The organism is Azohydromonas australica DSM 1124, from assembly GCF_000430725.1.
Lineage (GTDB): Bacteria > Pseudomonadota > Gammaproteobacteria > Burkholderiales > Burkholderiaceae_C > Azohydromonas > Azohydromonas australica.
In genome coordinates this window covers 87,054-108,585 of record NZ_AUMO01000037.1, presented here as the reverse complement: position 1 = coordinate 108,585, position 21,532 = coordinate 87,054, and the positions used below count along the sequence as shown (strand labels likewise).

General features: G+C 67.8%; 21 protein-coding genes. 14 read left to right on the top strand and 7 right to left on the bottom strand.

The annotated features are described in order from the left end of the window. The first annotated feature begins 169 nt into the window (after positions 1-169). Positions 170-295, top strand: coding sequence for a hypothetical protein (locus tag H537_RS56235; RefSeq protein WP_259375218.1), 126 nt, complete (start codon positions 170-172; stop codon positions 293-295). Positions 296-382: 87 nt separating this feature from the next. Here the strand turns inward: H537_RS56235 and H537_RS0105460 are convergent, their stop codons facing one another. Continuing rightward, positions 383-598 (bottom strand): hypothetical protein, encoded by a 216-nt coding sequence (locus tag H537_RS0105460; RefSeq protein WP_028997083.1) that lies wholly within the window; start codon positions 596-598, stop codon positions 383-385. A gap of 516 nt (positions 599-1,114) precedes the next feature. Between H537_RS0105460 and H537_RS41395 the strand changes: the two genes are divergently transcribed. The 7 genes from H537_RS41395 (at position 1,115) to H537_RS41375 (ending at position 12,416) form a co-directional block, all read left to right on the top strand. Beyond that, the gene (locus tag H537_RS41395) at positions 1,115-2,131 is read left to right on the top strand and encodes a choice-of-anchor A family protein (RefSeq protein WP_051241973.1); all 1,017 of its coding nucleotides are present in this window, start codon (positions 1,115-1,117) and stop codon (positions 2,129-2,131) included. Positions 2,132-2,696: 565 nt separating this feature from the next. Continuing rightward, positions 2,697-3,881, top strand: coding sequence for a diguanylate cyclase domain-containing protein (locus H537_RS48895; protein WP_084150455.1), 1,185 nt, complete (start codon positions 2,697-2,699; stop codon positions 3,879-3,881). Positions 3,882-4,116: 235 nt separating this feature from the next. Further along, complete coding sequence (locus tag H537_RS0105445; RefSeq protein ID WP_028997081.1) at positions 4,117-4,350, top strand: hypothetical protein; 234 nt, start codon at positions 4,117-4,119, stop codon at positions 4,348-4,350. 254 nt (positions 4,351-4,604) lie between these two features. Continuing rightward, on the top strand, positions 4,605-6,842 hold the full coding sequence (locus tag H537_RS48890; protein ID WP_084150454.1) for an ATP-binding protein: 2,238 nt from the start codon (positions 4,605-4,607) through the stop codon (positions 6,840-6,842). Between the two features lie 15 nt (positions 6,843-6,857). Beyond that, complete coding sequence (locus H537_RS41380; protein ID WP_051241969.1) at positions 6,858-8,903, top strand: hybrid sensor histidine kinase/response regulator; 2,046 nt, start codon at positions 6,858-6,860, stop codon at positions 8,901-8,903. Positions 8,904-9,263: 360 nt separating this feature from the next. Next, positions 9,264-9,749: a hypothetical protein gene (locus H537_RS0105430; RefSeq protein ID WP_028997080.1), complete on the top strand. Its 486-nt coding sequence runs from the start codon at positions 9,264-9,266 to the stop codon at positions 9,747-9,749. A gap of 387 nt (positions 9,750-10,136) precedes the next feature. Continuing rightward, positions 10,137-12,416: a PAS domain S-box protein gene (locus H537_RS41375; RefSeq protein ID WP_441293972.1), complete on the top strand. Its 2,280-nt coding sequence runs from the start codon at positions 10,137-10,139 to the stop codon at positions 12,414-12,416. Between the two features lie 374 nt (positions 12,417-12,790). Here the strand turns inward: H537_RS41375 and H537_RS0105420 are convergent, their stop codons facing one another. After that, positions 12,791-13,048 carry a PEP-CTERM sorting domain-containing protein gene (locus H537_RS0105420; RefSeq protein WP_028997079.1) on the bottom strand — a complete coding sequence of 86 codons (258 nt, stop codon included), beginning with the start codon at positions 13,046-13,048 and terminating at the stop codon, positions 12,791-12,793. A gap of 664 nt (positions 13,049-13,712) precedes the next feature. Here H537_RS0105420 and H537_RS52385 point away from each other — a divergent pair. Continuing rightward, on the top strand, positions 13,713-13,919 hold the full coding sequence (locus tag H537_RS52385; RefSeq protein ID WP_028997078.1) for a hypothetical protein: 207 nt from the start codon (positions 13,713-13,715) through the stop codon (positions 13,917-13,919). 19 nt (positions 13,920-13,938) lie between these two features. On the opposite strand, the gene H537_RS0105405 is transcribed toward H537_RS52385, so the two are convergent. From H537_RS0105405 to H537_RS41370, 4 genes are all read right to left on the bottom strand, one after another. Beyond that, complete coding sequence (locus H537_RS0105405; protein WP_156901429.1) at positions 13,939-14,115, bottom strand: hypothetical protein; 177 nt, start codon at positions 14,113-14,115, stop codon at positions 13,939-13,941. A gap of 227 nt (positions 14,116-14,342) precedes the next feature. Continuing rightward, the gene (locus H537_RS0105400) at positions 14,343-14,549 is read right to left on the bottom strand and encodes a hypothetical protein (protein WP_028997076.1); all 207 of its coding nucleotides are present in this window, start codon (positions 14,547-14,549) and stop codon (positions 14,343-14,345) included. Beyond that, entirely contained in the window at positions 14,546-15,343 is a 798-nt protein-coding gene (locus tag H537_RS0105395) for an ExeA family protein (RefSeq protein WP_028997075.1), read from the bottom strand. The genes H537_RS0105400 and H537_RS0105395 overlap by 4 nt, the downstream gene beginning before the upstream one ends. Next, positions 15,343-16,671, bottom strand: a complete 1,329-nt coding sequence (locus H537_RS41370) for an IS481 family transposase (RefSeq protein WP_043458241.1) — start codon at positions 16,669-16,671, stop codon at positions 15,343-15,345. Before H537_RS41370 ends, H537_RS0105395 begins: the two co-directional genes overlap by 1 nt. A 354-nt stretch (positions 16,672-17,025) precedes the next feature. Here H537_RS41370 and H537_RS0105385 point away from each other — a divergent pair, with 354 nt between their 5' ends. The 5 genes from H537_RS0105385 (at position 17,026) to H537_RS0105365 (ending at position 20,326) form a co-directional block, all read left to right on the top strand. Continuing rightward, a complete protein-coding gene (locus tag H537_RS0105385; protein ID WP_028997074.1) occupies positions 17,026-17,481 on the top strand; it encodes a hypothetical protein in 456 nt (151 codons plus the stop codon). After that, positions 17,465-18,982 (top strand): IS21 family transposase, encoded by a 1,518-nt coding sequence (istA, locus tag H537_RS0105380; protein WP_028997073.1) that lies wholly within the window; start codon positions 17,465-17,467, stop codon positions 18,980-18,982. The genes H537_RS0105385 and istA overlap by 17 nt, the downstream gene beginning before the upstream one ends. Then, positions 18,936-19,778: an IS21-like element helper ATPase IstB gene (gene istB / locus H537_RS0105375; RefSeq protein WP_084150473.1), complete on the top strand. Its 843-nt coding sequence runs from the start codon at positions 18,936-18,938 to the stop codon at positions 19,776-19,778. Before istA ends, istB begins: the two co-directional genes overlap by 47 nt. Continuing rightward, positions 19,775-19,984: a hypothetical protein gene (locus H537_RS0105370; RefSeq protein ID WP_043458239.1), complete on the top strand. Its 210-nt coding sequence runs from the start codon at positions 19,775-19,777 to the stop codon at positions 19,982-19,984. Before istB ends, H537_RS0105370 begins: the two co-directional genes overlap by 4 nt. Positions 19,985-20,113: 129 nt before the next feature. Next, entirely contained in the window at positions 20,114-20,326 is a 213-nt protein-coding gene (locus H537_RS0105365; RefSeq protein ID WP_028997070.1) for a hypothetical protein, read from the top strand. A 270-nt stretch (positions 20,327-20,596) separates the two neighbouring features. Here the strand turns inward: H537_RS0105365 and H537_RS41365 are convergent, their stop codons facing one another. Continuing rightward, positions 20,597-21,226, bottom strand: a complete 630-nt coding sequence (locus H537_RS41365; protein ID WP_043458238.1) for a hypothetical protein — start codon at positions 21,224-21,226, stop codon at positions 20,597-20,599. Positions 21,227-21,532 lie beyond the last annotated feature (306 nt).

Genomic DNA, 21,532 nt, shown 5'->3' with positions numbered 1-21,532 from the left:
AACGAATTTCGCTGGCTGCTTAAAATTTAGGCAAATGCGCGGGCGCGGTGGTGACGTGCAGCGAGGACAGGCCATCCGTCCCTACAGGCACAGCAGGCTTCACGCCGGCAGAACATGCGCAGGCCAACGCCTGCTTCTGGACGCTGGCCTAACCCGTCTGGAGTTCATCATGTCCCGTACCCCGAACGACGACCGCAATGACAGCATGAATCCGAACAATCCGGCTTACCAAGACGGCCAGGACAATCGTGTCAATCTGGAAAAACGGACTCTCCCCTTGATTGACGTGCGGTAGCTTGATGGCCCAGTTCGGCGGCGCACATGGGCTTGCCCATGCCGTGGGGACAGCCGTTTAGGCCCGGGTATTCGGCACCGGATGGCGCTACAGCAGCCTCAGTACGGTGCCGTAGGTGCACAGTGATCCAGCCAGGCAGATCGTGACGCCGCGCCACCCGGCCGAGGCGTTGGCACCGGCCACAGCCAGGAGCCCGGCCGCCACGGCGGCCGTTCCCTCGGCAATGACCACGCCGGGATGGCCATGGGTGATGAACAGCAGGCCCAGGCCGATGATGACGCCGATGGCTGCGTACAGCGGCAAATTCCTCAGATCCAAGAGATCAGGTACACGAAGCTCGACACCAAGAAACTTCACAGTCCACCTCGCGGCCGGTCATCGGCAAAGCGTGATTCCAACTTCAGGCCACGGAATGTGCATTGGCGCTGCGTGTACCGACACAGGAATGGGCGCTCGATCGCTGCAGCCGCTGTGGCTTGGCAACAGCGGTGTGGACTGCAGGCATCGCACCGGCCCCAAGCACGAGTCCTGCTCGCTTTGCAGCTTGCGGCGACCAATGCCTTGCGGGCTCGGTGCGCAAAGCGCGCACCGCGTGCGTGGAATCCGTACATGGCCCTCAGCAGTGGCCGTAGCAAATAAAGTCCCATTTCCAGTGGTGAGTGTTGTTCACAAAAGCGTCACGATGTAGCTTTGGCCAAGGCAAGAATCGCAGTCGTGTTGTTCTTGTTCGACCGTCATATGGTCGCCTGTAGCATGACTTCTACCTCGACTTGCACCAGATCGCGCCTTCCCCGCTGGCTCAAGGGGCCGGCATGCGCCGTGGCGCTGGCAGCGGCGGGCGTGCTGGCGGTGCCGGCCTCGGCACAGGCGGCGGCGGTGAACCTGGGCGTGGCCGGCAACTTCAACGTCTTTGCGCTGGGCAACTTCACCAGCATGTACAGCGACACCGAAGGCGCCGTGGCCGTGCAGGGCAACGCGACGCTGACGGGCTACAGCGTGAACCTGCACAACCAGGCCGGCTACGCGGGCCAGTCGCTGGTGGTGGGCGGCAACCTGAGCTTCAGCAGCGGCTCCATCGACCACGGCAACGCCTACGTGGGCGGTTCGGCCAGCATGTCGAACCTGGGCTTCGGCGGCACGCTGCAGCGTGGCGGCACGGCGCCGTTTTCCTTTGCCGACGCGGCGCAGCAGCTCAACACGCTGTCGATGGACCTGGCCAGCGTGACGGCTTCCGGCACGGTGAACATGAACCCCTGGGGCGGCGTGAGCTTCGTCGGCGACGGCGGCGCGGGCACGCAGGTTTTCGAGATCGATGGCGCGGACCTGCTGTCGCGCAACAGCATCTCGCTGCTCAACCTGAGCCAGGGCCAGACGCTGATCTTCAACATCTACGGCGAGCAGGCCGGTTTCCGCAACGTGGGCCTGGACGGCTTCCGCGGCTACAACGTGCTGTTCAACTTCGTCGATGCCACCGATCTGGTGCTCAAGGGCGTGGGCGTGTTCGGCAGCATCCTGGCCCCCAATGCCAGCATCAGCGGCGGCTGGGACGGCCAGATCAACGGCAACGTGGTGGTGAAGAACTGGAACTCGAACATTCAGATCAACAACAACCACCTGTTCGCCACGGCCGAGGTGGCGCTGCCGCAGTCGGACCCCACGCCGGAGCCCACGACCGGCCCCGACACCGGCTCCACGTACGAACCGATCGGCACGCCCTCGCATGACGTTCCGGAGCCGGGCACCCTGGCGCTGCTGCTGCCGGCCCTGGGGCTGCTGGGCTTCCATGCTCGGCGCCGTGATGCCGTCAGGAAGGCGCGCTGTGCCGAGGGGCAATAATGCGTCCGCCAGGGTCAACGGATTTCTCGTAGGTTGATGCATTGCCCGTCAAATTTCTATTGACTGGCAAGTGCTTGCGAAGATTTTTATGGCGACTGATGGACGGCGGCGCAAGTCCTTAAGCCGCTTGATCCATGGGATGTTGAAACGCACCCAACGACGCAAGGCACGACGGCCCCTGGGTGGAAATCCGGCGGAGGTAGGAAGAGCGTCAGAACGCAGGAGGTGGTGCCTCCACCTCGGACGCGAGGGGGCGTTTCACGCCAAGGTTTTCCCTCGTGTTTGAGGTGTCCCTGCGCGCACCCTACCTACCACAGGCGGCGCGCGTAATTTCTGTTGGTAGGCCCGCCGCCGTAGTGCTGGCACTACCAGCAAGGCGGGCACGTCTCACGGCTCATGATGGTGCTGGTACTCAGGCCTTTGAAATTGGACCGACGCCATCAGCCCAGTGCAGTGTGACGACTTATTACCTCTGGCCCAGGTCAACAAATCCATTTTCTAACCGATGAATGCGCCGTGACCACAACGGACGGGACGGCTGCCGCCGTCATTGCCGTTCATTTCCATGCTTCGACGCATCGCACGCGTATTGCGCCTCACCCAGTTTCTCGCCTTGCTGCTCGTAATCGGCATGGGCGCAATGCTCTACACGGCCATGGTCCAGTTCGAAGCGGCGAGCCGTTGGGTCGAGCACACGCACGATGCCATTGACCAGATCGAGCAAGTACGCCTGGAATCGATGCGCAGTGGGATCTGGCTGCGAAACTTTGCGGTGGATGCAAACAAGGATTCGCTGCAGAGAGTGCGCGTGTCCGCGGCTGTAGCAACGCAGGCGGCCGAACGCTTGGTCAATCTCACGGTTGACAACCCGGCGCAAAGCCGCCGGATTCAACGGCTGCAATCCGAGCTGACCGAGGTGATGGGCCAGTACCTGAGCTTGGCCACCATCGCCGAGCGTGACGGCGCGGCAGCGCTGGGGCCGCTTGTCAATGCCCGGGTGGCCAGGGATTCGACCCAGGAGTTGCGCCGACTGCTCGATGAGGCCGAGCAAGTCGAGCGCGACTTGTTGCAGTCCCGCTCGCACACCCAGCACCAGCGATTCGCGTTTTTCAAGAAGCTGCTGACCGGCTGTGGCCTCGCCTTCGCGGCGATCATGCTCTGGGCCATTCGATACTCCAGTCGCCTGCTGCGGCTGGGCCAGGAACAGGTGCATGCGCTGCAAAGCAAGGCGCTGCGGGACCCGCTCACCGGGTTGCTCAACCGCCGCGGCCTGCGGCAGCAGCTGGCCGTGGTGGCGCAACAGCCCCGTGTCCCGGACCAGCACGTCGCCGTTTTGGCGTTCGACCTCGACGATTTCAAGCCCGTCAACGACCGCCACGGGCACGCCGCGGGTGACCAGGTGCTGCAGGAAGTGGCCCGCCGGCTGCTGCACGCATGCCGCGACAGCGACACGGTGGCGCGGGTGGGCGGTGACGAGTTCATCGTGGTGCTGCCCGTGGTCCGCTCGCGTGAGGAAGCCGAGACCATCGCCTGGCGCACGCGCCAGCAGCTGATGCGGCCCATCAGCCTGGATACCGGAGTCGTGCGTGTCGGCGCATCCATCGGACTTGCGCTGCTGCACGAGGACGGCAACGACATGGACACGCTGCTGCAGGCCGCGGATGCGCAGATGTACGAGGCAAAGAAGGACAGCAAGCCAGACGGCGCCGGTAGCTGCCGCTTTCGGATGGCAGCACCAATACCGGCTTGATCCGCTGGCGAATGCTGCGTCAGACCGCACTGCGTGGCTGAGCAAGCTCGCCGGGCGCAGGTCGCGAGCCAGCTTGGCGGGCGGGGGCGACAGACACGCCGCGCCTGACCACCGCCGCTGGAAGGAGCGGCCCGACCAACCACGAGAACCGGTCGCAGCAGGATCAAGGCGCGGTGGTCCCGGATTTGCTGAAGTGCTGCATGGGCGGGTGGGGCAACCACAGAGGTTTCACGCCATGAAGGGCACGCGCGAGGACGAACGAGAGATCTGGAGCAAGGGCTTCGCTCATGGGCAGTCGCTGTCTGAAGTTGCCGGGGTCTGCCCATACCCGCATGGCTCGGTCGAGGCCGACGCTTGGCTGGATGGCTGGTACCAAGGCGCTCTCAAGACCGACGGCCTCAGCTACCGGGATGGTCCGGTCACAGAGCCTGACACCAACCTGGTCTGGCGCAACGAGTCCTGGCACTAGGGCACCTTGCCTGAGCTGGCAGGCGTTATGACGCTGTGCATGTCCATTCGAGGCCACTGCGCCTACTGCTCCATGACTTCAGGGCATGCCGGTCGTTGGCACGCTCCTTGAGGACAGGCCCTGCGACGCCGGTAGCCATCAGCGCCCTCACCAAGGCCGGGAACCCAGCAAGTTTGTGCTCGCTAAACTCGTGGCCGACCTTTGAGGAAGCTGGTTCCGTAGGTCTTCGATTGTTGTCGCTACGGAGCAAGTGGATGCCACGCAGGTTCAGTGTGCGTTCCTGGCTGGTTCTCCTGGCGCTGTCGGTGCTGCTGCCTACGCTGCTGGCAGCGGTGGCGAGCATCGCGTACTTCTATCGCCAGGAGAGGCAGTCGTTCGAAGAACGGGTGTTGGAAACAGCCCGGGCCATGTCCATGGTGGTGGACCGCGAGCTCGCACGGCGCGAGGCGATGGTCAAGACGCTGGCCAAGTCGCCCACGCTGGCGCAGGACGATCTCGAGGCCTTCCACCTCTACGCGCGGGAGATCGCCCCGCAGCCCGACATGGTGGTGGTGCTCAGCGACCTCTCGGGCCAGCAACTGCTCAATACCCGGCGGACCTTCGGCGAGGCACGCTTGCCGCGCACGGTCTTCTCCGAGTTGCGCCGGCAAGCAGACCCGCTGGCCACGCTGGTGTCGGACCTGTACTTCGCGCCTTTTGGCGGGCAGTACAGCTTCGCGGTGGAGGTGCCCGTCGTCATCAAGGGGCAGCTGCGCTACTACTTGTCCGTGGGTGGCTATGCCAGCTACCTGCAGGAGTTGCTCAAGGAGCAGCGGTTGCCGGCCAGCTGGATCGGCTCCGTCTTTGACCGCCATGGCTTCATCGTGGCGCGGACCATCAACCCGGAGCAGCTGGTGGGCAAGCAGGCGACGGCCGACATGCTCCGGCAGCTCGCGGCCCGACAGGAAGGCAGCTTCGAGACGGTGACCGTCGATGGGCGAGCCGTCACGACGGCCTTCAGCAAGGACAGCAACCATGGCTGGGGCTTCGCAATCGGTGTTCCCCGTGACGAAGTCGCGTCATGGTCAGCGCAGGCACTGGCATGGTTTGCCTCGGTGGCCGCGTTGCTGGCGGTGGGTGCCGTGATCAGTGCCCTGTGGGTGGGGCGGGCGCTTATGCGGCCTGTCGTGGCACTCAAGCAGGCCGCTCAGGCACTGGGACAAGGCAGTGCCGTGGCCTTCAGTCCCACGGGCGTGATCGAGATCGACGAGACCGGTGCGGCCATGTCCGACGCCGCGGCGTCCATCCGCAACGCCCATGCCTTGACACAGAGCCGCATCAGCGAGGCGCTGGAGCAGGCGCAGCAGGCGCACAAGGCCATGGTCCAGGGCCAGCGCCTGGAGGCCGTCGCGCACCTCACCGGTGGCGTGGCCCACGACTTCAACAACCTGCTGATGGTCATCGGCACCAACGCGCACATCCTGCGCCACAAGGGACTGCCGCCTGCGCTGGAGCCCTGCCTGTCGAGGATCGAGCGCTCGGTGTCGGCCGGCACCAAACTCACCCGCCAGTTGCTGACCTTCTCGCGCCGTCAGCCGATGCGCCCGGAAATCATCGATCTGTGCGAGCAGCTCGGTCCGCTCTCGGAGCTGATGCGCTCGGCCCTGCACAGCAGGATCGAGCTCAAGAGCGAGATCGAGTTGGCACCACTGCACATCGAGGTTGATCCGAACGAATTGGAGCTCGCGCTGGTCAACCTGGCGGTCAACGCCCGGGATGCGATGCCCGATGGCGGCGAGCTGCACCTCACGGCGCGCCGCGCGAATGCCAACGAGGTGGGCGCCTCGGGTGCCGGCCACGCGGTCCTGGAGGTCCGTGATACTGGGGGCGGCATTGCGCCTGACGTGGTCGACAAGGTGTTCGAGCCGTTCTTCACCACCAAGCCGGTGGGCCATGGCACGGGCCTGGGCCTGAGCCAGGTCTACGGCCTGTGTGCGCAGTCGGGAGGGACCGCCACGATCGAGAGCGAGCTGGGCCGCGGGACCACGGTCCGGTTGTACTTCCCCTTGTCCCGCAAGCCGCTATCGGCTGCCGGACCACCCAGCACCGCGACCGGCATCACGGCCATCGACGCTCGCGTGCTGCTCGTGGAGGACAACGAGGACCTGGCCCAGGCGGCGGCTGACGTCCTGGTAGCTGCAGGCTGCCAGGTGGAGCAGGCAAGAACGGCCGACGATGCCATGACGGCACTGGAGGGCAGGGGGCCTTTTGACGTCGTTCTCAGCGACATCCGCATGCCCGGGTCCATGGACGGCATCGCTCTGGCGCGCAGAATCGCCCAGCGCGGCAGCCCGACGGGCGTGATCCTGATGACCGGGTTCAGCGCGGAGCTGCAGAAGGCCAGGGACCTGGGTTTGCTGGTGCTGCCCAAGCCGTGCCCGGCTGAAGACCTCCTGGCGCGGGTCCATGCAGTGGCGGCCAAGGCGGCTGGCTCGCGTACCCATGACAACTGATTCCAGGCGCTCTCCATGACACCGCAGGAACTCTCGGCAGCCACGGGGCTGTCGCAGCAGCAGCTCGGCGAGCTTCAGGCGCTGGCAGCGGGCCGGGTGCTGCTGGTCGCGTTCGAGCGGCTGCATGCCGGCCAGGAGCGTCCGAGCGCGCCGCACAGCGAGGCCGAGGAGCGATTTCGCGCCATGGCCGACAACGCGCCGGTGCTCGTGTGGCAGGCGGACGCGCAGGGCGCCGTGTTCATGAACACCCAGTACACGTGCTTCCTGGGCCGGCCGCAGCAGCAGCTGCTGGGCATGGGCTGGACCGAGGCGCTGCACCCCGAGGATGCCGACGGCTACGTCAGCGCCTACTTGGACGCCTTCAAGCAGCGTCAGCGCTTCGAGGCACAGTTCCGCTTTCGCCGCTTCGATGGCGAGTACCGCTGGCTCAAGAGCATCGGCGAGCCGTACTACGAGGCCGACGGGCGGTTCGTGGGCTACATCGGCTCGTCCTTCGACATCGCCGACGTCAAGCAGGCGCAGGAGGTCCTGCGTCAGAGCCAGTTGTGGTTCGAGCGGCTGGCCGACACGGCGCCAACCATCGTGTGGGTGACCGATCCCGGCGGCCGCTGCACCTTCTTGTCGCGGCGCTGGCACGAGTTCACCGGCCAGTCGCCGCAGCATGCGCTGGGCTTTGGCTGGCTCGATGCCGTACACCCCCAGGACCGGCCGGCCGCGGATGCCCGGTTCCGCGACGCCTTGGCGCAGCGTGGGGCCTTCGAGCTGGACTACCGGCTGCGCCGTGCAGACGGCAGCTGGCGCTGGTGCATCGACATGGGCGTGCCGCGCATCGGCACGGACGGCGTCTTCCTGGGCCATGTCGGCAACGTCATCGACATCACCGAGCGCAAGCTCGCAGAGCTCACCAACGCGGACCTGAGCCGGGCGCTGCAGGGCGTGGACCAGCGCAAGAACCAGTTCCTCGCTACGCTGGCCCACGAGTTGCGCAACCCGCTGACGCCGCTGCGCACCGGGCTGCACATCGTGCGCACGGCGCCGGGTTCCGAGACCGCGGGAAAGGTGCTGCAGATCATGGAGCGCCAGGTCGAACATCTGGTGCGGCTCATCGACGACCTCATGGACGTCTCGCGCATCGCGCGCCAGCGGCTGGAGCTGCGCCGCAGGCGCCTGGATCTGCGCACCGTCGTCGACTCGGCCGCCGAGGCCAATGCCGGCGTCTTCGAGGCGCGCGGGCAGACGCTGAGCGTGAGCTGCGCGCCACAGCCCCTGTGGGTCGAAGCCGACGACGTGCGCGTTGCCCAGGTCGTGAGCAACCTGCTCGTCAACGCGTCAAAGTACTCGCCTACCGGGTCCGAGGTGGAACTGTCGCTGCAGTGCGCAGCCGGCAGCGCCCTCATCAAGGTCAAGGACAAGGGCATCGGCATTGCGCCGCAGCACCTGGAGGCCGTCTTTGACATGTTCGCCTCGCTCGACCAGCAAGGCGGCCGCATCCAGAGCGGGCTCGGCATCGGGCTGGCGCTCACGCGGCGCCTGGTGGAAATGCACGGTGGCCGCGTCTGGGCCGAGAGCGCGGGCCAGGACCAGGGTTCGAGTTTCTTTGTGGAGCTGCCGCTGGCGCAGCTGCAGTCGCCGGATGCCGGCCCCGACCCGGAAGCAAAAGACGGCAGAACGCCGTCGGCGCCGCCACGGCGTGTCCTGATCACCGACGACAACGTCGATGCAGCGCAGACGCTGGCCACCGCACTGGCCATGGCCGGGCACGAGGTGCGCACCGCCAGTGACGGCGAGGGTGCCCTGCAGGCGGCAGCCTCCTTTCTTCCGGAAGTCGTCGTGCTGGACATCGGCATGCCGGGCCTGAGCGGCTACGACGTCGCGCGCCGCCTGCGCCAGGAGCCGTCGCTGTCCAAGGCATACCTGGTGGCGCTCACCGGCTGGGGCAGCTGGGAGGACCAGCAGCGCGCCCTGGAGGCGGGCTTCGACGTCCACGTTACCAAGCCGGCCAGCGCCGAGCACATCGAGCATCTGATCACAGCGGCAGCGAACCGCGAGACTGCGTCCTGAGCAGATCAGACCGCCCGGGCGTTGCCAGACGCGGTGCATGGTGAAAGCGCCGCTGCCGGCCCGCAGTGGCTTGGTGGTTGCCCGGCTCCCGGCAAGTGCACCGGCCCATCGCATCTTTCCCCGGGGAACTGCCGGCTGGCCCCGGTACTGCGGCATTCAAGGGTCCGGCACATTGCGGTGTCATGGAGGCTTACCTATGGCTGCGCGCGGGGCAGGTGCTTCCTGGAAAGGGGCACTGCCCGCTGCAATTGCTGGGACGCCGTGTAACTGGCGGCAGTTGCGCTGTGCATCAGCGACACCGTGAGGGCCTCAGGCCCGAGGCCGGCGACCCTTGTCACTGGCGATCTTTGGAGTAGCAGCATGCCGAACACCCTGGGACCCTGCATCGGCAACCGCATCGCTGCCCGCCACGAGGTGGTGCCCAAGCCGCACCTGCGTGAGCGTCTGGCACTGGCGTCCTGCCGCAGCACGGCGCTGGGACACGTTGCCACCGGGCCGGCTGGGCGGCTGTCGTTCGTGCCGAACTACATCCTGGAGCCGCGTACCCACGGCGCCTCTCCCGCCGCACCGCCCCTCGCTTTCCTGCCCGGCACCTGCGTACGCGTGACCACCTCGGTGGCGCAGTTGCTGCAGCAGGACGTCTGCCGGCTCGATGCCGGTGAAGCCGAGGCCGTGGCCGGCCGCGAAGGCGTGGTGCAGGCGCACTCGGTGTGCAACGAGTTGGGCTTGGTGGCGGTGGAACTGGACGGCTTGCGCTGGGCGTTCATGCCCCAATACCTGACGCAGTGCGGGCCTGCTGAAGACGGTGCTGCCAGGCGCATTGATCCGCTGCAGGCTGGCTGCTAGGGCGGTGGGGCGCTCTATTGTCGCAGGCCACTTGCTGATGGGTCCCGGCTGCGAACCGGGCACGCGGCACAGGTGCCGTGTCCGCCACGCAGACCACACAAAGGCGCCGCGATGTCCGCTGCGCAATTCCGGTGCCGATCGCTGTCCGATGGGTGGTATGCCGATCTCAAGCAGTGACCTGGCTGCCGCCGGGAAACCGCACGAGGCAGGGGCCTAGAAACCAGAGGCCGCGGCGCCAGAGCTGGCCGGACACGGCCGCGAGCGGCTGATGTGGGCCGAGCCGGCCGCGTCTGCATTGGCCTGGCGCCTCGCGGCCATACCATCGATGCAATGACCAAGCCTAAAGAGACGATCTCGGTACATGGGTCCGGCGTGGCACAGCCCGCAATGCTGGCACCCACCATGCTCGCGCTGTTCAGCAACGGACATGACGAGCTGTTCCGGCGCTTCATGGACAGCGTCCACGACTACGCCATCTTCCTGCTGACGCCCGAAGGGCAGATCGCTTCCTGGAACGTGGGCGCCGAGCGCATCAAGGGCTACCGCGCCGACGAGATCATCGGCCAGCATTTTTCCGTCTTCTACCCGCAGGAGGCGCTTGAGCGCGACTTGCCCGCGCAGGCGCTTTGCACGGCCGCGCAGCAAGGCCAGTGGCGCGACGAGGGCTGGCGACTGCGCAAGGACGGCAGCCGTTTCTGGGCCAGCGTGCTGATCTCGCCGCTGCTGGGCGTCAACGGCGAGGTGCTGGGCTTCTCCAAGGTCACGCGCGACATGACGCAAAGGCGCGAGGGCGAGCAGCGCCTGGTGGAGAGCGAGCGCAACCTGCGGCTGCTGGTGGAGACGGTGCAGGACTACGCCATCTTCTCGCTGGACTGCCACGGCGTCATCACGAGCTGGAATCGCGGCGCGCAGCGCATCAAGGGGTACACGGCCCAGGAGGCCATCGGCAAGCATTTCTCGGTGTTCTATGAGCCGCCGGAGGTGGCGCGCGGCTGGCCGCAGGAAGAGCTGGCGCGCGCCACGGAAAGAGGCCGGTTCGAGGACGAAGGCTGGCGGGTACGCAAGGACGGCACTCGCTTCTGGGCCAACGTCGTTATCACCGCCATCAAGGACGAGCAGGGCCAGCTGCTGGGCTTCTCGAAGGTCACCCGGGACCTGACCGAGCGGCGCCGCCACGAGCAGCAGCTGCGCGAGCGCGAGGAGAGCCTGCGCCTGCTGGTCGAGGGGGTCCGGGATCACGCCATGTTCCTGCTCGATGCCCAGGGGCGGATCAAGGTGTGGAACGCGGGAGGTCAGCGTCTGCTGGGCTACGACAGCTCCGAGGTCCTGGAGCGCGACGCCTCGATGTTCTACCCGCAGGAGGACCGCCTGGCGGGCAAGCCCCAGGCCGAGCTGGCCTCCGCCCGGAGCGCCGGGCATCTGCTGGTCGAGGGCTGGCGCCAGCGCGCGGACGGCACCACGTTCTGGGCCGAGGTCACGACGACACGGCTGGACGGCGATGGCGACACGCCGCGCGGCTTCATCCGCATCGTCCGGGATCTGACCGAGCGCCGCCGCGCCGAGACGCTGGAGATGGAGGGACGGCGGCTGAGCGAGTTCATTGCCGTGCTCTCGCACGAGCTGCGCAACCCCCTGGCGCCGATCCGCAACGCGGTGGCGATCCTGGACCGGTTCACCAGCGAGCCGCAAGCCCGGTGGTGCCTGGACCTGCTGGGGCGGCAGATCGCTCACATGAGCCGCCTCGTGGATGACTTGCTCGACGTCAGCCGCATCACCAGCGGCAAGATCCGCCTGGAACCCGTCGCGCTGGAGCTCAACACGCTGGTGCGCATGGCCGTCGACACGGCCAGCGCGATGGTCAAGCAGCGTGGACACGCACTGACCGTACGGCTGGCGCCAGCGCCGATCCAGATCATGGGCGACACCACGCGGCTGACGCAGGTCGTGGCCAACCTGCTCACCAATGCCGCCAAGTACACGCCGCCGCCAGGGCGCATCGACGTCAGCGTCAGCAACGATGGAGATATCGTCACGCTGCAGGTGTGCGACAACGGCATCGGCATGAGCGAATCCCTGCTGCAGCGGGCCTTCAAGCCTTTCGTGCAGGGTGTGCGCGCGCTTGACCGGGCCGAAGGCGGCCTGGGTGTCGGCCTGGCTCTGGTCAAGAGCATCGTCGAGCTTCATGGAGGCAGCGTCAGCGCGGCGAGCCCCGGCATTGGCAAGGGGTCCACCATCACGATCACCTTGCCAGTTCAAAAGCAAACAGCCACACCGGCTTCAATCGCCACGCAAACCATCGTGCCAAGCCCGCAGCGCGTGCTGGTCGTTGACGACCATCACGATGCCGCCGAAAGCATGGCCATGCTGCTGCGCATGTCGGGCCACGACGTGCAAGTGGCACAAGACGGACCCATGGCGCTTGGCATGGCAGCGGCTTTGCGGCCCGATTTCGTCTTGCTCGACATCGGACTTCCTGGGATGGACGGCTACGAGCTGGCACGTCGCATCCGGGAGTTGCCTGAGCTTGGGCGTGTGCAACTCATTGCCGTCACCGGGCGTGGCCAGGAGGCGGATCGCCAGACGGCCGCGGCTGCAGGGTTCCACTCGTTCATCACCAAGCCAGTCGATCCGGAGGAACTGGCGCGCCTGCTGACTTCACGGCCCTGAGAACCGACTGGCGGCTGACGTAGGGCACCTGCGCCGCAAAGCCCATGACCGCAATGCGCGTTCCAGCAGACCAAGGTTGAGGCGCAGCCTTTTCACGGCACACCGCCGCCACCGAAATGAAGTCTTTCCAGTGACGGCGGTGAGCTGCCTCCAACGGCGTCTTGCGCGAGGGCATTCGCGCGGCGCTCTTCCCCTTGCCCCTCAGGCCCTGCTGATAGTGCGACGCACCACCAGTGATTGCAAGAGCACTGAGGGAAGTTCTCTACCGGATCGTTTACCGTTGCCGCTGCCATTGGACATCTGTCGGTAGCCCTTGTCCTTCGCGGGCGGCGCAGGCAGCACATCCCTCTTGCGGGACAGATGGACGCACCAAGTCACGGGCGTCGGTGTGCCCGCCACGCAAGCCCGCCTACCACGGCCAAGCCAGCGATCATCAGCGAGGGCGTCGCCGGCTCTGGAATCGGCGGGTACGACAGTTCCATGCGATCGATGTAGAGGTCGAAGATCGGGGTGCGGGGGAACAGGCTGATGGTCAGCGACGACCCGCCCGTGAATAGGCTCTGCGGGACGACGAGGCCGCGCACGCCGGAGTTGAACATCGTGACGTTGCGCCGGCCCTCGACATCGCCCACCGGTGGACCCCGCGTGGGATCGTAGAACAGGCCACCCGGGACGGTTTCAGGCAGGGGGCAGCCTGCCGGGCCTCGGACTGGTGCTGGCCGATGCCGTGGTGCGCACTCACGGCGGGACGCTGGAGTTGCTCAACGTACAAAGCGGCTTTGCCGTGGATCTGTATTTGACGGGCGCAAACAAATGACAGCACGGGTGCGTAGCTGATGAGCACCAGCTGTGCGGTAGCCCAGCTGGTCGGCGATGCCCTCAGTGGTGGTCAGCACCGCATCCGGAATGCCCTGCGCCGCTCGGAAGCCCGGCAGAATCACCGTAGGGGTTTCGTAGCAGAAATCGTCCAGCGCGCTGGACGCCCGCACAGGCGCTGGCGGTCTTCGAAGCGGTGGACCTGCTGCGCGACCACCTCTGGGCTGCCTATGGCCACGAGATCCAGCGTGCCCTGCGTGATGACTGCGTGACGCAGCAGCATTGCCTGCCTCTGGAGCCAGACGAGCCGTTCTGACGGCGCGTGCCCTGGGCCGCTCACCAAGCTCGCTTGGACTTATCGCCGCCTTGCTTGGCTAGCAGGGCTGGGCAGGTTCCAGCAGTCCAGCGTGGATCGCCCCGGTGTTGCGTTGCGGGTGTCCCCGGGCCACGGGTTCAACCCGTGCCGCCAAACTCCCATGCGTGGACACCGTTGACTACAGCCAACTACTGGCCGAGTGCACCCGGCTTGAAGGCGTGCTTCTGGCTAACGAGAAGGCGCTCAACGCCCTTGACGCAGTCCCTGATTGCCAGGACGAGCGCGCGCGGCTGACAGCCCAGGCAGCTGCCCATCTGGCCGAACTTCGCGTGGTCAATACGAAGCTGTCGGCGCTGCGCGAACCGGCCTGAGGCAACGTCTACTGCCGGCTTACTGCGGCAGTCGACCCACGGTCTTCAAACAGTCGGCCAAGTCCTGGCGCATGAAGCGCAGTGTGGTCTCGAACGTGGACAGGATGGCCTGTGCCTGCGACGTGTCGCGCTTCTCGCGTGCGAGTTCCGCGATGTGCTCCTTCTGCTTCTCAACCAGCGCTTGTGCATCACGCACGCGCCGTTGAGCCAGCTCCAGCGGTGTCTCCTGGCAAGGGACCATAGATGTTGTCTCTCGCGCTTTTCCACCGCGTCTTTCCCACGCAATTTCGTGAGGCAAGACGGGCGTCTACCCGCATTGGCCCACCAGGTGACGGAGTGTGGAACGGTGGCGTAATGCGGATGGCGAACGAAGACGGCCCGGGGGTGCCGGGCCGTGTCGCTTGGTGAAGGAGCCGAACCGGGTCAGAACGGCAGCCCGTCGTCCGGGGGCGGCGTGGGATCGAAGGGCAAGCCGGTGTCGCGCTGCCGGCGCTGCCAGCGCTCGATCTGCGGCGCGTAGTGATGGCGCACGCACTCCAGCAGTTGCTCCAGGATGTCGAGCAGTTGCACCGCGGCCTGGTCGGAGATCCTGGGCAGCAGCATGGGCATGAGAACGGTGCTGCGCTTCATTGCACTTCCTCGACGGCGCGGTGGACGTGCTCGGGGTCGATCTGCCGCGCCTTGACCAGCGCGGCAGCCGACAGCGCGTAGTGGGCGATGCGGTTGACCTTGCGCGGCAGGCCGTGGGTGGCCTGGTACAGCGCCTCGACGGCGCCGGGCTCGAACAGCGGCACGCTGATGCCCGCCAGCTTCAGCCGGTGATCGAGGTACGCGCCGAGCTCGTCGCGGGCGAGTCCGCCGAGGTGGTAGCGCACGACGATGCGCTGGGCCAGCGACTCGTGCACGGCCATGGCCAGGCGCCGGCGAAGCTCGGTCAGGCCCACCAGCAGCAGGCACAGCCGCGGCGCAGCATCCATCTCGTAGTTGGTCAGCAGCCGCAGGTCCTCAAGCACGTCGTTACGCAGATGCTGCGCCTCGTCGACGACGAGCACGGGATGGATGCGGCATTCGACGGCCAGGCGGCAGACCTCGGTGTGGATGGCGCGGTAGGCGGCGGCGCGGTTGCGCTCCACCGGCAGCCCGAGCTGCCAGGCGATGGCCTTGTACATGTCCATCACGTTGCCCGTGGACAGCGGCACGTAGAACAGCCGGTGCAGCCCCGGGTGCAGCGCGGCGGCGAGCCGGCGGCACGCCGTGGTCTTGCCTGAGCCGACCTCGCCGGTGATCAAGCCGATGCCGCGCAGCTCCACCAGGTGGGTCAGCCGCACCTGGGCCTCGCACACGGCGCTGGAGGCGAACAGCTCGTCGGGCTCGAGCGCGCGCTCGAACGGGTAATGCGTCAGGCCGAAGTGGTTCAGGTACATCACCGCTCCTTGTCGTTGGGGCCTCGCAGGTGGCGCAGGGCCAGCCCCGTGGGGCGAGGCGCCGCGGCCGGCTTGTCGGGCTCCAGGGCCTGGGTGGAACGGCGGCGGCGCACGAAGCAGTTGGCGTAGGCATCGAGCGCTCGCGCACGCTCAACGAAGCGCCCGTCGTGCCAGACGTCGATGCCGCGCGCTGCGGCGGTGGCGGGGTCGTAGCGCAGCGTCACGGCCTGCCCAACAAGCGCGGCATCGAGCTCGAAGAGCCGGCCGTCGAGGCTGACGGTGTGGTCGCGTTGCACACGGCGCTTGGCCTCGAAGAGGAACAGCTCGTCGAGGTCGAGCGCCGCATCGGGCAGGCGCGGCGGCTGCTCGCTCTGGGCCCAGCACTCCAGCGGTGTGAGGCCGTCCAGGCCCCGATGCGGACTGTGGTGGTACTCGGCCTCGACCCAGACCCGCAGGCGTCGGTTGAGGGCTTCCAGGCTGGCAGTGTCGGTCTCGGTCAAGGTGGGCAGCAGCTGGGCGCGTACGGTGCGGAACCAGCGCTCCTGCTTGCCCTTGCCCTGGGGCTGGTAGGGCCGGGCATGGATCAGCGCCACGCCCAGCCGAGCGCACACCAGGGCCAGCTGCTGCGAGCGGTAATTGGCGCCGTTGTCCACGTACAGGCGTTGCGGGACGCCTCGGCGCAGCAACGCCTGCTTGAACACCGGCATGAACGCCTGCGTGTTCTCGGACAGGGCGAAGGCGCAATACGGCACCACGCGCGTGGCGTCATCGAGGAAGGCGATGAGGTAAGTCTTGCGCCGCACGCGCGAGCCCTCCAGCGTTACGCTGGGGCCGTGCATGACGTCGCTCATCCACAGCTGGCCCGGGTGTGCGAAGGCGAAGCGCCGGCGGTCCTGGTCGCCACTGTCCTGGGCGGGGCGCTCCATCAGCCCAGCGCGCTGCAGAAGCCTGTGCACGGTCGAGGCCGCGGGGCTGGCCGACTCGGGTTGCGCCGGACCCAAGGCGGCGATCAGTTGCGCGATCGACAGGTGGGGCTGCTCTTCCTTGAGGCTCAGCAGTGCATCGGCGGTGGTCTGCGACAGGGCACGTGACCGGCCACGGTCGCAACGGTCCTTCGGGAACAGCGCGTCGAAGCCACCGCGCCGGTAGGCCTTGAGCCAGTGGCGCAGCGTCTCCACGGCAATGCGGGTGCGGGTGCTGCCGGGAATGGCGTAGTCGGCCGCGGCCTTCTCGCGCAATCGCGCATACAGGCCACGGGTGCCCACGGGCATGTGCAGCAGATCGGCGATGAGCCCGTAGCGTGTGAGTGGCGGTCTGGAAGCGCGCATTTCCGGCGGTGAGGACGCGCTTTTGGTGAGCAGCAGGCTTGCCGGGGTGCAGGCGTGAGGGAGCTCGCCAGCCTGGCCGCCCTGCAGGGCGGCCAGGCTGGCGAAGTCGCGTCAATCAACTGAGGGGTGGCAGCGCCTGGCCCGCCACACGAGGAGCCCAGGCACGGCACGGCGGCGCTACAACGGCAGCACCCGCCGGAGGCATCAGGCGGACACGGCAGCGAGTCAACTTCGTGGCAGAGGCGCCCGCGCCGTGTCCCACACCACGGTCATCACGACGGTGAGTGCAGCAGCAGTGTTGCACCGCCACGGTCGCGGCGTCCAGCACTTCGGCTCGTTGCCGAGGTGCTGCTCATGGAGCGATCCGCCCGCCTGTTCCTGTGCGGCCGCTGCCGCGTGCAGGTGCTGCTGTGCAGCCACTGCGACCGCGGTCAGCACTACTGCGGCCGCGAGTGTGCCGCGCAGGCACGGCGCGAGCGCCGCCGGGAGGCCGCGCAGCGCTACCAGCGCAGCTGGAGGGGTCGCCTGGCGCATGCCGCGCGTTCACGGCGCTGGCGTGCGCGCCAGTCCGAACACCGGGCACAGCATTGCGACATCGACATCGTGACGCACCAGGGTTGCCCCGTGCCGGTGGCTGCCGCTCCACTGGCCGCATGTGCCAGTACCGCCGTGATCTCCACTGTCGCCACCGCGTCCGGCGGCCTGGACGTGCCGCTGCCCTGGCGGTGCCGGCGCTGCCAGCAACCGCTGCTGCCGCGCGTGCGCCAGCGCTTCCTGCACAGGAGGCACGGCCGTGACCATCTGCCCTGAACTGCGCGCGCACATCGTGCGGCTGCACCACGCCGAGCACTGGCCGGTGGGCACCATCGCACGCCAGCTCGGCGTGCACCACACCACGGTGCGCCGCGCACTGGCCGCCGAGGGCATCACGCTGCAGGCGCTGTCGCCGCGCCCGAGCCGCATCGATCCCTACCGTCCATTCATCGCCGAGACGCTGCAGCGCTACCCCAAGCTTACCGCCGCCCGGCTATACGCCATGGTGTGCGAGCGCGGCTACGCCGGCTGCCCGCACCACTTCCGCCACCAGGTGGCGGGGATGCGGCCGCGCCCCGTGGCGCAGGCGTACCTGAGGCTGCGCACGCTGCCGGGCGAACAGGCCCAGGTGGACTGGGCGCACATGGGCTACATGAACATCGGCCGCGCCCGGCGCCCGCTCATGGCCTTCGTGATGGTGCTGAGCTACTCGCGGCGCATCTTCCTGAGGTTCTTCATGGACGCTCGGATGGACAGCTTCTTGCGCGGCCATGTCGAGGCCTTCGAGTTCCACCAGGGAGCCGTGCGGATCGTCCTCTACGACAATCTCAAGAGTGCCGTGCTGGAGCGCGTGGGCGACGCCATCCGGCTCAACCCGACGCTGCTGCGCCTGGCATCGCACTACCGCTTCGAGCCACGCCCCGTGGCCGTGGCGCGCGGGAACGAGAAGGGTCGGGTCGAGAGGGCCATCAGTTACGTACGCACCAACTTCTTCGCGGCCCGCAGCTACACCGACCTGGCCGACCTCAACGCGCAGGCCCGTCGCTGGTGCGAGGGTGCCGCGTGCGCGCGACCGTGGCCCGAGGACCACCGCATGACGGTTGGTGCCGCGTTCGAGGCCGAGCGCGCTCATCTGCTGCCGCTACCCTCGTACGACTGGGTATTGGGCGAGCGCGTGGCCGTCGCGGTCGGCAAGAGCCCTTATGTGCGCTTCGACCTCAACGACTACTCGGTGCCGCACACCCACGTGCAGCGCACGCTGGCGGTGCTGGCCGACGAGCAGCGCGTGCGCATCTTCGACGGGCCCGCCGAGCTGGCCTGCCACGCGCGTTGCTGGGACCGCGGCCAGCAGATCGAGGACCCGACGCACGTGCAGGACTTGGTCGCGCACAAGCGCCAGGCGCGGCAGAACCGCGGCTACGACCAGCTGGCCCAGGCCGCGCCGGCCAGCGCCCAGCTGCTGCAGATGGCCGCCGCGCGCGGCCACAACCTTGGCGCCATCACCGCCGCGTTGCTGCGGCTGCTGCAGCGCTACGGCGCGCAGCCCCTGCAGGACGCCATCCTCGACGCCATTGGCCGCGGCGTGCCGCATCCCAACGCCGTGAGCCTGGCCCTAGAGCGCGCCCGGGAGGCCGCCGGGCTGCCGCCGCCCATCCCGCTGCTCCTGCCCGAACACGTCGCCCGCCGCGACGCGCCGGTGCGTCCCCACCCGCTGGAGATCTATGACCGCCATGGCCGCCGTCCCGAACACCCTGCCCAAGACCAAGCCGAGGATTGACGCCACCTTCACGCTGGCGGAGCTGCGCGAGCAGGCCAAGGCGTTGCGGCTGCACGGGCTGCTCGCGCACTGGGGCGAGATCACGGCGGACCCCGAGGCGCAGCGCCGCGTGCACCAGTGGCTGCAGTGGGAGCTGGCCGAGCGGGCTGACCGCAGCCTGGAGCGGCGGCTGCGCGATGCGCACCTGGGGCAGTTCAAGCCGCTGGCCGACTTCGACTGGAGCTGGCCCAAGGAGATCGACCGTGCCGCCATCGAGGAGCTCATGGGGCTGCAGTTCCTGGAGGACGCCACCAACGTCGTGCTGGTCGGCCCCAACGGCGTGGGCAAGTCCATGTGCGCGGCCAACCTGGGCTACCAGGCCGTGCTGGCCGGCCACACCGTGCTCTTCACCACCGCCGGCCAGATGCTCAGCGAGCTCGCTGCCCTGGACAGCGACTCGGCACTGCGCCGGCGGTTGCAGCGCTACGCCGCACCTGACGTGTTGCTCGTCGATGAGCTGGGGTACCTCTCCTACTCCGACCGCCACGCCGACCTGCTGTTCGAGCTCGTGAGCCGGCGCTACCTGAGCAAGAGCACGGTGGTCACCACGAACAAGAAGTTCGCCGAATGGAACCAGGTCTTCCCGAGCGCGGCTTGCGTCGTCTCGCTGGTGGACCGCCTGATGCACCGGGCAGAGGTGGTGCGCATCGACGGTGAGTCGTACCGGCAGAAGGAGGCCGAGGAGCGGGCCGCGCAGCGTGCGGCTGCCCGCACCGCCGCTACGCGCGCACGCTCGACCCCAAAGGCCCGTGCATGAGTCCCATTCCCAGACCCGAGAAGCAGCGGTGCATCGAGCTGCCCGCGCACTGGACGCCCGAGCAGGCGCTGGCGGTCTTCGAGGCCGTGGACTTGCTGCGCGACCAGCTCTTGGCCGCCTACGGGCCCGAGATCCAGCGCGCCCTGCGCGACGACCGCGTAACGCAGCAGCAATCCCTGCCCCTGGACCCGGACGAGCCGTTCTGAGGGCTGCTGCGCCTCCTCATGGCGTGAAGCCCCGGCCAGGTCCTGGGGCGCCCTGTACAGCGATCCTGGCCTTCGCAAAGAGCCTTGCCCGGTCCCCCTGGCGCCGCGCCTGCGGCCAGACTGCCGTGCATGGACACGGACGATCGCGCTCACTTGCAGGCCGACTGCACCCGGCTGGAGCAGGAACTGCTGGCCATCGAGCAGGCGCTTGAGAACCGCGTGTTCACCGATGGCGACACCGAGCGACTGCAGCTGACAGCGCGTCAGGAGCACCACCTCGCTGAACTCGGCGCAATCAACGCCCGGCTGGGCGCATTGCGCGACTCCGCCACTCCGACATAGCCCTGGCCCGCGTCAGTACGGCCGCCTCCGGGGCCGCACATCGTCCAAGGCCACGGACGCCTCCTACCGCCAACGAGCCCCCGCGCACAGCCGGGGCCAGATCCGCACGCGGCTGGCCGCCTCAAAAGCGCGTCGACACCGCCGAAAAGCGCGTCGTCACCGCCGGATAAACGCGCTTTTAGACCGCCGCCAACATAGCGGAACAGGGCAATCGCCTGCGCTTGTGCAGGGTCGGTCATGGATGCTCCTCCTGGTGGAAGAGTCCCGACCCTAGGCAGCCGTAGGCGGCGGGTCAGGCCCCATGTGTTGTTGGAGGCCACCGTGGACGTCACCGCCACCGCGGCGGCGGTGACGCAATCCGACCGGAGAGGCCAGCGCGTGCAGCTCGCGCGCCAGCAGCACGCGCAGTCGCTCCAGTGCCGTAGGCACCTGCAAGCGCGCGCGCACGGCGGCCACCGTCGCCGCGCAGCCCTGCAGCAGTGCCGGCAGCAGCGTCACGGCCAGCGGCAGCAGTGCGCGCACCACGGCAAGCCGCCGGCGCACCCAGCGCAGCGCGCCGGGCAGCCCGATCGGCTCGGGGCGCAACTCGTGGGCACAGGCCTCGAGGCTGGAGGCTGTCTCGGCAGCGGCAGCCACCTGCTCAATCTCGGCCAGCGTGCCGGGGAAGCGGGCCGCCAGGTGATCGGGCAGCAGGCTGAAGGTGCGGTGACCCTGCGGGCAGTACCAACGCGCAACGCGGGTGCCTGCCGGGCGCTTGCGCTCATAGCTGCCGTGCCGGGCCAGACCGCAGCCTCCGCGCGGGTGAAGCGGACAGCGTGGAAGGATTGCCCGACGCCAGAGCTCTCGGGTAACGTACTCGGCGCCGGCAAGCCCCGTATCGAACCGAAGCTGCACCGGCATCGGACCCGCGGGGCTGCAATCCCCGCGGGCCCTCCTCACGTCAATGACCAAGCGCCCAGGCTAAACGCCCGGCACGGCGTGCCGCAGCCTTGGCCGTCATCTTGGGGGAGCCTGAGCGTCAGCACAGCCCCGGCGCACGTTCCACAGCGTCATCCCTGGCGTGAACCTCATGCGCCGTCCCTCATTGCCTCACCGCAGTCACGCGCTGGCCGGTGAGGCACTGCGGGATAAACCGGCCGGTGAAATGCAAATCAAAGTGGGAGACAACAATAGATCTTCCAACTACAGCCAAGCCCGTAGTTATGC